Below are 12,441 nucleotides of genomic sequence, written 5' to 3' on the forward strand. Positions count from 1 at the left end.
CCGGGGGCCCGCGGGGTGGGATGGGACCAGCGCCGGACGGACCGGCAGCCCACGCCGAGGAGAGTCACCATGCAGCTCAGCACCGCACCGGCCGCCCCGCGCACCGACATGCCGCTCGACGGGGTTCCGCACCTCGCCGCCCCGCTCGCCGAGTCGCTCCGCCCCGCGGACACCGCGGCGCCGCTCTCGGAGCACACCGTCGGCTCCCTGCTGCGCGAGGTCGCCGCCGGCCGCCCGGACGCCCCGGCCCTGGAGTCGGTCCCCGACGACGGCGCCACACCGCGCACCTGGACGTACGCCGAGCTGCTCGCCGAGGCCGAGAGCGTGGCGGGCGGGCTGCGGGAGCGCGTCGGACTCGGCGCGCGGGTCGCCCTGTGGGCGCCGAACGTCCCGGAGTGGCCGATCGTGGCGTACGCGGCGGCGCTGGCCGGGGTGACCCTGGTGGCGCTCAACCCGGCGCTGCGGGCCGGCGAGCTCGCCCACGCCCTGCGCACCTCCGAGGCCGAGATGCTGATCCACGCCGACGCGGTCCGGGGCTACGACATGGCCGCGACGGTGGCCACGGTGGCCCCGGACATGCCCGGTCTGCGGCACGTCGTGCCGCTCGCGGCGTGGGAGTCGCTGCGGGGTGCCGCGCCGCTTCCCTCGCCGGAGGAGGTCGCCGCCGTCCCGGCGCAGATCCAGTTCACCTCGGGCACCACCGGCCTCCCCAAGGCGGTGCTGCTCTCCCACCGGTCCGTGGTCAACGTGGCCCGGCTGACCTTCGAGGGTCTCGGTGTCCACGACGGCGCGACCGTGGTCTCCCCGCTGCCGATGTTCCACACCGCGGGCTGTGTCATCTCCTGCCTGGGGCCGCTGTGGAGCGGCGGCGTCTTCACGCTCCTGGAGCGCTTCGACCCCAAGGTCCTCTTCGAGGTGCTGCGCCGCTCCCCCGGCGCGGTGCTCACCAGTGTTCCGACGGTGCTGACCGCGCTGAACGACGTGGCCCGCGCCGCCGACGGCGCGCCGGCCCGGCTCTCCTCCGTCCTCACCGGAGCGGCACCGGTCCGCCCGCAGCTCATCACCGAGACCGAGGAGCTGTTCTCGACCACGGTGTTCAACCTGTACGGGCAGACCGAGCTGGCGTCCGTGGTCACGCTGACCCGGCCGGACGACACCGCCGAGGACAAGACCAGCACCGTCGGCCGCCCCCTGCCGCACGTCGCGTGCAAGATCGTGGACCCGGACACCGGTCGGGTGCAGCCGCTCGGCGTCCCCGGCGAGATCTGCGCCCGCGGCTACCAGCAGCTCCTCGCGTACTACGGCGACGCGGAGGCCACCGCCCGGAAGGTGGACGCGGACGGCTGGCTGCACACCGGCGACATCGGGTCGATGGACGCGACCGGCGCGGTCCGGATCGAGGGCCGGCTGAGCGACCTGATCATCCGGGGCGGCGAGAACATCGCGCCCGGCCCCGTCGAGTCCTTCCTCAGCACGCTGCCGGGCGTCCGCGACGCCCTGGTGGTGGGGGTGCCGGACGACCGGTGGGGCGAGATCGTCGCCGCGGTGCTGCTCCCCACCGCCGACCGCCCGGAGGGCCCGGACGTCGAGGAGTGCGTCGCCCGCTGCCGCGAGCAGCTCTCCCCGCACAAGATCCCGGTCCGGTGGTACCTCGCGGACGGGCTGCCGCTGACCGCCTCCGGCAAGATCCAGAAGTTCCGGGTCCAGGAGCTGATCGCCGAGGGCTCCCTCCCCCGCCTCGACGCGCCCCGCGCCTGAACCGCCCCGCGGACCGCCTCCCCCGACCTCCCGTCATCCCGCTGACGCACCCCGGAGCCCACGTCATGAAGATCTCCATGCAGCTGAAGTACGACACCGACATCGTCGCCGCGGCCGGTCAGGTCGCCGAACTGGAGCGGGCCGGCCTGGACCTGGTCTGGGTGCCGGAGGCGTACGGCTACGACGCGCCCAGCTTCATGGGCTTCCTCGCCGCCCGTACGGAGCGGATCGAGATCGGTTCCGGCATCCTCTCCGTCTTCAGCCGGACGCCCGCCCTGCTGGCGATGACCGCGGCCGGGGTCGACGCCCTGTCCGGCGGACGCTGCCACCTCGGCCTCGGCTCCTCGGGCCCGCAGGTCGTCGAGGGGCTGCACGGGGTGCCGTACGCCGCCCCGGTGGCCCGGACCCGCGAGACCATCGAGGTCATGCGCGCCTTCTGGCGACGGGACGAGCCGGTGCGTCACGAGGGGCGCACGGTCACGCTGCCGCTGCCCGAGGGGCAGGGCACCGGCCTCGGCAAGCCGATGCGGCTGCTGACGGCCCCGGTCCGCCCGACCGTCCCGGTGTGGGTGGCGGCGCTGGGCCCGAAGAACGTCCGGATGGTCGCGGAGACCGCCGACGGCTGGCTGCCGCTCTTCTTCGTCCCCGAGTGGTGCGACCGGGTGTGGGGCCCGGCCCTCAAGGAGGGCGCAGCGGCCCGCGGGCCCGAGCTGGGACCGCTCCAGATCTCCGCGGGCGGTCTGCTCGCGATCGGTCCGGACGCCGAGCGGGCCCGGGAGCTGGCCCGCGGCCAGCTCGCGCTGTTCGTCGGGGGCATGGGCGCGCCCCGCCACAACTACTACTACGACCTGGTCAGCCGGTACGGCTATGCCCGTGAGGCGGAGACGATCCAGCGCCTGTTCCGGGCCGGGGACAGGGCCGGGGCCGCGGCAGCCGTGCCCGCCGCGCTGCTCGAGGCCACCACGATCTGCGGCACGGAGAGCTACGTGCGGGACCGTCTGGACGCCTACCGCGAGTCCGGGGTCACCCACCTCCAGGTCGTGCCCGTGCCGCAGGAGGGCGAGTCCGAGGCGACGGTGGTCTCCCGCCTGAAGGACATCACCGGCTGACGGGGCGCCGCCGGCCACGGAGCGCCGAAGCCCCGTAGCCCCGTCGGGCCCGGAGCCCCGGCCCTCTCGGTCCTCCAGCTCGGCCGGTCCGGCCGGCCCGGTCGGCCCGGTCGATCCGGCCGGCCCGGTCGAGACTGTCGCCTCCGTCAGCCCACGGCGACGAACCCCGACTCGTACGCGAGGACCACCGCCTGTGTCCGGTCGCGCGCCCCCAGCTTCGCCAGAGTGCCGCTGACATGGGTCTTGACCGTCTGCACCCCCAGGAACAGCCGCTCGGCGATCTCCGCGTTGGACATGCCCTGCGCCATCAGCCGCAGCACCTCCGCCTCCCGCTCGGTGAGCTGGGCGCGGGCCAGCGCGTCCCCGGGCTCACGGGCCTGACGCCCCCGCACCAGCGAGCGGATCGCGGCGGGGAAGAGCACCGAGTCCCCGGTCGCCACCGTACGGACGGCCTGGACGATCTCGGCGGGCCGGGACCGCTTGAGCAGGAAGCCCGACGCCCCTTCCCTGAGCGCCTCGTAGACGTAGTCGTCGCGTTCGAACGTGGTGATCACGAGAACCCTCGGCGGGTCGGGGACGGCGGCCATGAGGTCGCGGGTCGCGGTGATGCCGTCGACGGTGGGCATCCGCACGTCCATGACGACGACGTCCGGGCGCAGCCTGCGGACGAGCGGCACGACCTCGCATCCGTCGGACGCCTCGCCGACCACGGTGATGCCGGGGGCGTTGCCCAGGATGGCGGACATGCCGGCCCGGACGAGCTCCTCGTCGTCGATGAGGAGGACGGAGATTTCCATGATCACGATTCCAAGCGTAGGGGGAGACGGGCGCTGACGGTCCAGCGCCCCGAGGCGGCTCCGGCGCTCGCGCGGCCGCCGAGCAGCGCGGCGCGCTCCCGCAGACTGCGCAGCCCCTTGCCGGTGCCGGAGGCCTGCGGCACCTGCTCGACCAGCCGGTTGGCGACGGTGAGCCTCACCTGTTCGCCGGTGATGGCGAGCTCGACGTCCACGGGTGAACCGGGGGCGTGCTTCATCGCGTTGGTGAGCGCCTCCTGGAGGATGCGGTACGCCTCGCGGGAGACGACGCCCGGCACGGCGTCCACGTCGGCGGCCGTGCGCGAGCGCACCGTGACGCCCGCCGCGCGGCTGGCCTCCAGGAGCTGTCCGATGTCCGCGAGCGTGGGCCGCACGGTGCGGACGCCCCGCTCCTCGTCCTTCAGGTAGCCGAGGGTGCGCTCCAGGTCGTCCATGGCCCGGCGGCCGGTGTCCTCGATCGCCGTCAGCGCCCGGAGGACGAAGTCACGGTCGGCGTCGATGAGTTCGCGGGCCGCGCTCGCCTGGAGCACCGTGACGGTGAGGGCGTGGCCGATGGAGTCGTGGAGTTCGCCGGCGAGCCGGTTGCGGGCCAGGAGTTCGTCCGCGCGGCGCTCCGCGACCGCCAGCCGTTCGGCCGTCGAGGGCCCCAGCAGCTTTCGGGCGAGCGCGAGTTGTGCGTTCCCGGCCCACACGACCAGTCCGAACACGGCGACGAGCAGCGGCGGCACGAGGCCCAGGTACCAGATGTGGCGGTGGCCGCCGGGGACGGTGACGCCGAGGATCGTGCGGGAGGCCTCGACGGCGGGCGCGGACGCCAGCGTTCCGGTGACGGACAGCAGCTGGGCCACGACGCTGGCGACGAGCAGTCCCCACCAGCAGCGCAGCACCAGCCAGACGCTGGTGCGCAGGCGGTCGGAGAGGCTCCGGGCCGGGGCGCGACCGATGTCGTCCTCGTCGTCCGGAACGAGCAGCAGGCGCGCCTGGATCCCCTCCGCCCGCCGCGCCCCCGGCACCAGGCCGAGGAGCAGCAGGGGGACCACCGGCACGAGGGCACAGGCCGCGAGGGTGCGCGCCAGGCTCTCCGTGATCCCGGGCCACATCAGGACGCAGACGGGCCCGACGGCCGCTCCGAGCAGCAGGTGGAGCCCCCGGGCGTACGTGCGGCCCTGGCGCAGGGCGTCGTAGAGCGTCGACGGCAGACGTCTCATGGTGGATCAACTCCCTCCCCGGGGGGAGGTGACTCCCGCCGCCGGGGGATCCGTCCGGCACCGCCGCACGGTTGGCTTGAGGACATGAACAGGGACAACGCAACGGCGCACGGTGCGGGCGACGCACCGGCCGTCGACGTACGCGGCCTGGTGAAGGCGTACGGCGACCGGACAGTGGTGAAGGACCTCACCTTCCAGGTGCGGGCCGGTTCCGTCACCGGCTTCCTCGGCCCGAACGGCGCGGGGAAGTCCACGACCCTGCGGATGATTCTGGGACTGGACCGGCCCACCGCGGGCGAGGTCCTGGTCGCGGGACGGCCGTACGCCCGGCTGGTCGAGCCGCTGCGCCACGTCGGCGCGCTGCTGGACGCACAGGCGGCGCATCCGAGCAGGACCGCGCGCGACCATCTGCTCTGCGTCGCCCACGCCGGACGCATACCGCCGGGGCGGGTCGACGAGGTGCTGGAGCAGGTCGGCATGGACTCCGCGGCCCGTCGCCGCATCGGCGGCTTCTCGCTGGGGATGCGCCAGCGCCTGGGCATCGCCGCGGCGCTGCTCGGCGACCCCGCGGTGCTGATCCTCGACGAGCCGGTCAACGGTCTGGACCCCGAGGGCATCCGCTGGCTGCGGCACTTCCTGCGGGGACTGGCGGACCGGGGCCGGGCGGTGCTGATCTCCAGTCACCTGATGACGGAGACGGCGCTGCTCGCGGACCGGCTGGTCGTGATCGGCCGGGGCCGGCTGCTGGCGGACGTGTCCATGGCCGAGTTCGCCGCCGAGCACGGCCGCTCCCGGGTGCGGGTGCGGGCCGACGAGCCGGAGCGGCTGCGTGGGGCCCTGGAACGCAAGGGGCTGCGGGTGGTGCCCGGCGACGGCGACGCGCTGGAGGTGTACGCGGCGGAGGCCGCCGACGTCGGCCGCTGCGCGGCTCACGAGGGGGCCGCCGTCCTGGAGCTGGTCCAGGTGGAGGACTCGTTGGAGGAGGCATTCATGCGCATGACCGCCGATTCGGTGGAGTACGGGGGGCGACCCCTCGGAGAGGTGGTCTGACGATGTCTGTCGACGCGGTGCTCCGCTCGGAGTGGACGAAGATCCGCTCGGTGCGTGCGGTCCTGTGGTCGCTGCCGCTGGCCGCCGCCCTGCTCGTCGGCATCGGTGCCGGCGTGACGGGGTCGGTCGGCCCGGAGGAGGCGGACGGCCCCGGCTTCGACCCGGTGCAGCTCGGTTACTACGGCATCCTGTTCGCCCATGTCGTGGTGATCGCCTTCGCCGTCCTGGTGGTCGGCAACGAGTACCAGAACGGCGCCATCCGGGTGTCGCTGGCGGCGGTGCCCCGGCGCGGTCTGATGTACGCGGCCAAGCTCACCGTCGGGGCGGTGCTGGCCCTGGTGGCCGGCGCGGTCGCCTCGCTGTCCACGTTCCTCCTCTCGCAGCGTCTGCTCGGCGAGCACGGCGCGGCGCTCGGCGACGCCGGCACGGTGCGGGCGATCGTGGTGGGCGCCCTGTACTTCCCGCTGCTCGCGGTCATGTGCATGGGGTTCACGGCGATGCTGCGCAGTCTGATGCTCTCCATGGGCGTCCTGATCCCCGTGCTGTTCCTGGTCTCCCCGGTACTGGCGGAGATCCCCGGCCTGCAGGAGCTGGCCTGGTACCTGCCGGACCGGGCGGGCCAGTACGGACTGCGGCTCGACCCCGCCGCCGCCGCGCCCTACGGCCCCATGACCGGGGTCCTGGTCATGGGGGTGTGGGCGGGGGCGGCGGCGGTCGGCGGCTGGCTGACGCTCCGCACACGCGACGCGTGAGCGTCCGGCCGCCGTGAGGGACGCGTGAGGGGACGGGGACGGTGGGCATCGACGACCGTCCCCTCACGCCGTTCACTGTTCCCGGGCGTGGAGGCGCACCAGGGGCGAGAAGGCGTACTCCTCGCCGGCGCCGACCGGGGGTTCGAACAGCTGGTGGTCGACCAGCCGTTCCAGGAGGTCCTCCGCCTGGTGCCCGCCGCACCGCAGCACCGCGGCCGCGCCGTCCGGGGTGAACGCCCGGCCCTCGGACCGGGCGAGCGCGCGCACGGCGTCACGGAGCACGGGATCCAGACCCTCGTACGCGGACGTCAGCCGTTCCCGTACGGACAGGTCGCCGGCGACCAGCTCCGACAGCCGCCGGTCCTCGTCGGCCAGCCGGTCCGCCAGCCGGGCCAGGGTCCAGTGCGGGCGGGCGGCGAGCCGCATGCCCGCGATCCGCACGGCCAGCGGGATCCCGTCGCACAGCTCGGCCAGGGTCTCGGCCGCCGTCCGTTCGGCCAGCACCCGCCGCTCGCCGGCGATCCGGGCGAGCAGGGAGACGGACTGGTCGGCGGTGAAGCGCTCGACGCGGAAGTGCTGGGCGCCCTCCAGGCCGGGCAGCGGGGTCCGTCCGGCCAGCAGGGCGGCGCCGCCGGGGCCGGTCGGCAGCAGGGGGCGCACGGCGCGCTCCCCCGGCGCGTCGTCGACGACCACCAGGACCCGGCGTCCGGCCACGGCCTCCTGGTAGAGGGCCGCGAGTTCGGGCAGTCCGGTGGGCAGCCCGGCCGCCGGTACGCCCAGGGCCCGGGCGAAGCCGCGCAGCGCCGTACGGACCTCGTCGGGCGCGCCGGAGCGCAGCCGGGCGTGCAGGACGCCGTCGGGGAAGTGGCGGGCGACGGCGGCGGCGATCTGGACGGTCAGGGCGGACTTCCCGACGCCGGCCGGCCCGTGGAGGGCGGCGACCGGCGCCGCGCCGAACGCGGCCAGCGGCCCCTGCCCGGTCAGGTACTGACGGACCTGGAAGTGCTCGACGCGGCCCACGAAGTCCCCGACGCTCTGCGGAAGCTGGACGGAGCGCGGGGCGTCGGCACGGCCGGCGGGCCGCTCCGTGCTCACGGTCCCGGCCCGGGCGTCCTCCCGCAGCACGGTCATCTGGGCCTCGCGGAGTTCGGCGCCGGGCTCGATGCCGCTCTCGGCGCGGAGCCGGCGGGCGACCGCGGCGAACATCTCCAGCGCCTCCGCCCGGCGGCCGGAACCGGCGAGCGCGGCGAGCAGCCGGGCGTGCAGGCCCTCGTGCAGCGTCTCGTGCCGGGCGATCGGCCCGACCTGGGCGAGCACCTCCTCGTGCTGCCCGCGGGCGAGGGCGAGATCGGCGAGGCGCAGCGCGGAGGCGACGCGCAGCCGGCCGTGCTCGACGGCGGCGGCGTGCCGGGCAAGCCGCGGCGGGGCGCCTTCCAGGAGCCGGCCGCGCCAGAGCCCCAGCGCCTCGGAGAGCAGGGCCTGCTCGTGGACCGGGTCGTCGCCGGCGCGGGCCCGCGCGGCCTCGTCCGTCAGCCGGACGAACTCCCGGACGTCGAGCCGGCTGTCCCCCTCGATCCGGAGTTCGTAGCCGCCGCCGTGCCGCACGACCGCGGTGCGGCCGATGTCGGGGAGGGCGTGCGCGTCCAGCGCGAGCCGGATGCGTGAGATGTAGGTGTGTATCAACTGACCGAAGGTGTCGGGCAGTTCGCCGTCCCAGAGCACTTCGATGATCTCGTCGCGTTCGACCACCTGGTGGGCCTTGAGCGCGAGCAGTCCGAGCAGGGTCCGCTGCTTCGGCGTTCCGGTGAGCAGTTCGGCGTCGCCGCGCGTGGCGGACATCCTGCCGAGGATCCTCAGGACCAGCGGGGCGTCCTCGGGGACGTCCTCGTCGGCAGCGGCGGCGACTCCGGCCTGCGCCAGCAGGGCGGGTTCGTGCAGGGCTTCGGCGATTCTGCGCAGCGATCCGGATCTCGGGGCCCTGACCCGGCCCCGCTCGATCTCGCGGAGCGTCCGCAGACCGATCCCGGACTTCTCGGCGAGGTCCCGCTGACTGACCCCGTTGCGGGCCCGCGCGGCGCGGACCAGGGTGGCGACGTCTCGTTCAGCCAACGCCGTCGCCGGACTACCACCCGTCATGACTCCCCCATGGCATGGTCGTTCGTTTCGCCGTCCGTCCCGTCGTGGGCGACGGACCGCGCCGGCGTGATCAGCCGCGGCTGTCCCACTCGTGGATGTCGTCGATGATCGGGCCCTCGGCCGCGACGGTGTTCGTCGCGGGCGCCGTGACCTGGTGCTCGACGACGGCCAGGAGGGAGAGGCCGAGCACCGCGGCGATCGCGACGCAGGCGGTGCGCAGGGCGCGGGTGGTGGGACGGGTGGAGGTGGTCGCTCGCATGTGCTCGGTCTTCCGTTCGCTCGTCGTTCGTGCTGGCGAGTCAGACTCTGCCGCCTGCCGATCTACGCTGGATAGATCCTGGATATCCGCTCTGACCTGGGGATATATTCCTGCCGCCGGGGATGCCGGGGCAGCTTCACAGCAGGTCGCCGAGGGCCGTGAGGAGAGCGGCCGTGTGGTCGGCGTCGGGCAGCCCGAGCCGGGTGAAGAGCAGGTGGGCCTGGCGGGCGCGGACCTCCGCGGCCCCGGTGTCGCCGAGGTCGGCCAGGGTCCGGCCGAGCACCAGGAGGGCGAGCCCCTGGTCGCGTGCCGCGCCGCGCTGCTCGCACAGCACCAACGCCCGCCCCGCCTCCTTGAGGGCCTCCTCCCGGCGTCCCGTGACCCTCAGGGTCTCGGCCAGCCGGTGGCGGGCCTGCGATTCCTGTCCGCGGATCTGCCAGGCCTCGCACAGGTCCAGGCACCGGGCGTAGCTCGCGACCGCCTCGTCGTGCCGGCCCAGTTCGTGCAGCGCCATGCCCTGCACGTACAGCGCGTAGGCGGCACCGTGGTGGTCCTCGACCTCCCGCAGCGCGGCCAGCGCCTCGTCGCACGCGACGCGCGCCTCCTCCGCACGACCGCCACGCAGCCGGGCCTGCGCCGCGTTGAGCCGCGTCACCAGTTCGCCCGAACGGTGCCCGAGCGCGACCGCCAGCTCGATGGCCTGGTCGTAGAAGTGCACCGCGTCCTCGTAGCGGTGCTGGAACTGCGCGATCAGACCGCGGTCGTTGAGCGTCTGACGCAGGATCACCCGGTCTCCGACCCGCTCGCACGCCTCGGCCGCGAGCCGGGCGAACTGCTCGGCCTCGCCGAGCCGGGCGCTCTGCAGCGCGGCGTTCCCGCAGACGAAGCGGGACCGCCCGGCGACGTGGTCGTCGCCGCGCTGCGCGGCCGTCTCGGCCAGGGCCTGCGCGGCGGAGGCGAGTTGCCCGTACGGGACGTCCTTGCCGAAGGGGGTGAGGGCGATGAGCAGGTCGGCGGCGACCCGCAGGATCCGCGGGGCCGACCCGGCGGGGCTGCGGGCGGCCAGCGTCAACGCGTGGGTGAGGCATTCGAACTCGGCGGTCACCCAGGCGCGGGCCTCCGCGAGCCCGGCGAAGGGCGGCGCGGGCGCCGGGTCGGAGGTGAGGAAGACGCCGTCCGGGTTGCCGGGCACCATGCACTGGAAGGCGGCGCGGCCGACGGCCAGCAGATGGTCGAGGAGCGGTGCCAGTACGGGGATGCCGGCCTCGCCGCCGCCGTCGCCGGGCGGCACGCCGAGCTGGAGCGCGAAGGCCCAGACGAGGTCGTGGTAGCGGTACCGCCCCGGCTGCGGCGCCTCCAGCATGGCCGCGTCGACCAGCGACTCCAGGATCTCCTCGGCGTCGTAGGCGTCGAGGCCGAGGGCCGCGGCGGCCACCTCCAGGCCGATGCTGGGACGGGCCACCGGCGCGAGGAGCCGGAAGACGCACGCCTGTTCCTGCGGGAGCTGGCGGTAGCCGAGTTCGAAGGTCGCCGCGACGGCCAGGTCTCCGGCGCGCAGCTCGCCGATCCGGCGGCGTTCGTCGGCCAGCCGGCGGGTCATGGTCTCCAGCTGCCAGCGCGGCCGGGCTGCGAGGCGGGCGGCCACGATCCGGACGGCGAGCGGGAGGTGCCCGCACGCGCTCACCAGGTCGTCCGCGGCGTCGGGCTCTGCCTCCACGCGTGCGGCGCCGACGATCGCGGTGAGCAGCTCGATCGCCTCGCCGGTCGCGAAGGCCTCGAGGGCGACGGCGGTCACCGCGCTGGGGATGCCGACGAGCCGGGTGCGGCTGGTGACGATCACGGCGCATCCCGCCGAGCCGGGCAGCAGCGGACCCACCTGCGCGGGGTCCCGGGCGTTGTCGAGGAGCAGCAGCATGCGCCGACCGTCGAGCAGGGTGCGCAGGAGCCGGGCGCGGTCGTCGGTCATGGCCGGGAGCGCGTGCGGGGCCACGCCCATCGCGGCGAGCATGCTGCCGAGGACGGCCGACGGGTCGGCGGGTTCGAGACCGCTGCCGCGCAGGTCGACGTAGAGCTGCCCGTCGGGGAACTCGTGCTTGATCCGGTGGGCGACCCGCAGGGCGAGGGTGGTCTTGCCGAGGCCGCCCATGCCGCTGATGGACGCGACCGGGAGCGAGGTCCGGTCGGGGGCGGTGAGGACCCGGCTCAGCTCCTCGACCTGTTCGGCGCGCCCCGTGAAGTCAAATGCGTCGGCGGGGAGTTGGGCGGGCCGGGCGGGGGTCTGCGCGACGGACTCGGGGTCGGGCGCGGGGGTGGTGCCGGGGGCGGGCGGGTCGGCGGCGGGAGGGCCGGAGGGGTCCGCGTCGAGGGACGCCGGGGAGGGCGGTGGATCCTCGGGAGTCGGCGGACGGGGGGTTTCGGGGACGGCCGTGGCCGGCCGGGGGCTGCGGACCGAGACGTCGAGGAGCGGGTCGCCCGCGAGGACCCGCTCGTGCAGCGCGGTCAGTTCGGGGCCGGGGTCGACGCCGAGCTCCTCGGCGAGGACGCGCCGGGCACGCGCGTAGACCGCCAGCGCGTCCGCCTGCCGTCCGGAGGCGTACAGGGCGCGCATGAGGAAGCCGTACGGCCGTTCCTGGAGCGGGTTCTCCTGGGTGAACACGGTGAGGTCGGGGATGACCGCGCCGTGCCGGCCCGCCTCCAGCTCGTGCGCGAAACGTTTTTCCTCCAGCCCGATCCGCAGCTCCGTGAAGCGGGCCCGTTGCTGCTCGGCGTACGGGCCGGGCACGCCGGCCAGCGGCGCGCCCTGCCAGAGGCCGAGCGCCTCGGCCAGCAGCCGGCCGCAGGCCTCGTCGTCGCCTCCGGCCCGGGCCCGCCCGGCCTCGGCTGCGAGCTGCTCGGCACGGTGCAGGTCCACCGAGAGCGGCGGCACGACCAAGCGGTAGCCGTCGGGCTGGGAGAGCAGCAGCCGGGGCGCGGCGGAGTCCTCCTCCAGGAGCCGGCGCAGCCGCCACACGTAGGTGCGCAGGCTCGCCAGCGCCGAGCCCGGGGACTCCTCGCCCCAGACCGAGGCGATCAGTTCCTGGGTCGAGGCGACCCTGCCGCAGCGCAGCAGCAGCGCCACGAGCAGCGCCTGCTGCTGCGGAGACCCGATGGTGATCGGTTTCTCGTCCCGGTACACGGACACGGCTCCGAGCACGCGGAACCGAATCGACCCCCCCATGGATCCTGCCTTCTGCACTCGCGGCTACGCGACCCCCCGTCGCACAGTGACCCGACGCCAGGCGTCAGCCCCGCGATCATTACACGGCCTGCAGGTATGCGGCACCTGACATCCTGGAATGTTTCGCAACCCGTGCC

The 12,441-nt window shown here is 74.8% G+C and carries 9 protein-coding genes; 4 read left to right on the forward strand and 5 right to left on the reverse strand.

All coding sequences use genetic code 11. From position 1 onward, the window contains the following. Positions 1 to 69: 69 nt before the first annotated feature. Positions 70 to 1,758, forward strand: a complete 1,689-nt coding sequence (locus ACF09E_RS02500) for a class I adenylate-forming enzyme family protein (RefSeq protein WP_392203474.1) — start codon at positions 70 to 72, stop codon at positions 1,756 to 1,758. Between the two features lie 65 nt (positions 1,759 to 1,823). Next, positions 1,824 to 2,867: an LLM class F420-dependent oxidoreductase gene (locus ACF09E_RS02505; protein WP_392203475.1), complete on the forward strand. Its 1,044-nt coding sequence runs from the start codon at positions 1,824 to 1,826 to the stop codon at positions 2,865 to 2,867. A 146-nt stretch (positions 2,868 to 3,013) separates the two neighbouring features. Here ACF09E_RS02505 and ACF09E_RS02510 read toward each other — a convergent pair whose 3' ends face one another. Together ACF09E_RS02510 and ACF09E_RS02515 are read right to left on the reverse strand one after the other, a co-directional pair. Continuing rightward, positions 3,014 to 3,664 (reverse strand): response regulator, encoded by a 651-nt coding sequence (locus ACF09E_RS02510; RefSeq protein ID WP_392203850.1) that lies wholly within the window; start codon positions 3,662 to 3,664, stop codon positions 3,014 to 3,016. A 2-nt stretch (positions 3,665 to 3,666) separates the two neighbouring features. Beyond that, positions 3,667 to 4,890: a sensor histidine kinase gene (locus tag ACF09E_RS02515; RefSeq protein WP_392203476.1), complete on the reverse strand. Its 1,224-nt coding sequence runs from the start codon at positions 4,888 to 4,890 to the stop codon at positions 3,667 to 3,669. Positions 4,891 to 4,974: 84 nt separating this feature from the next. Here ACF09E_RS02515 and ACF09E_RS02520 point away from each other — a divergent pair, with 84 nt between their 5' ends. Continuing rightward, positions 4,975 to 5,940, forward strand: coding sequence for an ABC transporter ATP-binding protein (locus tag ACF09E_RS02520; RefSeq protein ID WP_392203477.1), 966 nt, complete (start codon positions 4,975 to 4,977; stop codon positions 5,938 to 5,940). A gap of 2 nt (positions 5,941 to 5,942) precedes the next feature. Continuing rightward, the gene (locus ACF09E_RS02525; RefSeq protein ID WP_392203478.1) at positions 5,943 to 6,692 is read left to right on the forward strand and encodes an ABC transporter permease; all 750 of its coding nucleotides are present in this window, start codon (positions 5,943 to 5,945) and stop codon (positions 6,690 to 6,692) included. Positions 6,693 to 6,764: 72 nt separating this feature from the next. Here ACF09E_RS02525 and ACF09E_RS02530 read toward each other — a convergent pair whose 3' ends face one another. The 3 genes from ACF09E_RS02530 to ACF09E_RS02540 form a co-directional block, all read right to left on the reverse strand. Beyond that, complete coding sequence (locus ACF09E_RS02530) at positions 6,765 to 8,801, reverse strand: BTAD domain-containing putative transcriptional regulator (protein ID WP_392203479.1); 2,037 nt, start codon at positions 8,799 to 8,801, stop codon at positions 6,765 to 6,767. Positions 8,802 to 8,898: 97 nt separating this feature from the next. Further along, a complete protein-coding gene (locus tag ACF09E_RS02535; protein WP_392203480.1) occupies positions 8,899 to 9,087 on the reverse strand; it encodes a hypothetical protein in 189 nt (62 codons plus the stop codon). A 136-nt stretch (positions 9,088 to 9,223) separates the two neighbouring features. Continuing rightward, positions 9,224 to 12,304 (reverse strand): BTAD domain-containing putative transcriptional regulator, encoded by a 3,081-nt coding sequence (locus tag ACF09E_RS02540; protein WP_392203481.1) that lies wholly within the window; start codon positions 12,302 to 12,304, stop codon positions 9,224 to 9,226. Positions 12,305 to 12,441: the final 137 nt, after the last annotated feature.

This window comes from Streptomyces sp. NPDC014891 (genome assembly GCF_043081085.1).
In the GTDB taxonomy this organism is placed as follows: domain Bacteria; phylum Actinomycetota; class Actinomycetes; order Streptomycetales; family Streptomycetaceae; genus Streptomyces.

Coding starts and splice junctions, on each gene's coding strand:
- ACF09E_RS02500 (WP_392203474.1), top strand. CDS start 70: ATGCAGCTCAGCACCGCACCGGCCGCCCCGCGCACCGACATGCCGCTC.
- ACF09E_RS02505 (WP_392203475.1), top strand. CDS start 1,824: ATGAAGATCTCCATGCAGCTGAAGTACGACACCGACATCGTCGCCGCG.
- ACF09E_RS02510 (WP_392203850.1), bottom strand. CDS start 3,664: ATGGAAATCTCCGTCCTCCTCATCGACGACGAGGAGCTCGTCCGGGCC.
- ACF09E_RS02515 (WP_392203476.1), bottom strand. CDS start 4,890: ATGAGACGTCTGCCGTCGACGCTCTACGACGCCCTGCGCCAGGGCCGC.
- ACF09E_RS02520 (WP_392203477.1), top strand. CDS start 4,975: ATGAACAGGGACAACGCAACGGCGCACGGTGCGGGCGACGCACCGGCC.
- ACF09E_RS02525 (WP_392203478.1), top strand. CDS start 5,943: ATGTCTGTCGACGCGGTGCTCCGCTCGGAGTGGACGAAGATCCGCTCG.
- ACF09E_RS02535 (WP_392203480.1), bottom strand. CDS start 9,087: ATGCGAGCGACCACCTCCACCCGTCCCACCACCCGCGCCCTGCGCACC.
- ACF09E_RS02540 (WP_392203481.1), bottom strand. CDS start 12,304: ATGGGGGGGTCGATTCGGTTCCGCGTGCTCGGAGCCGTGTCCGTGTAC.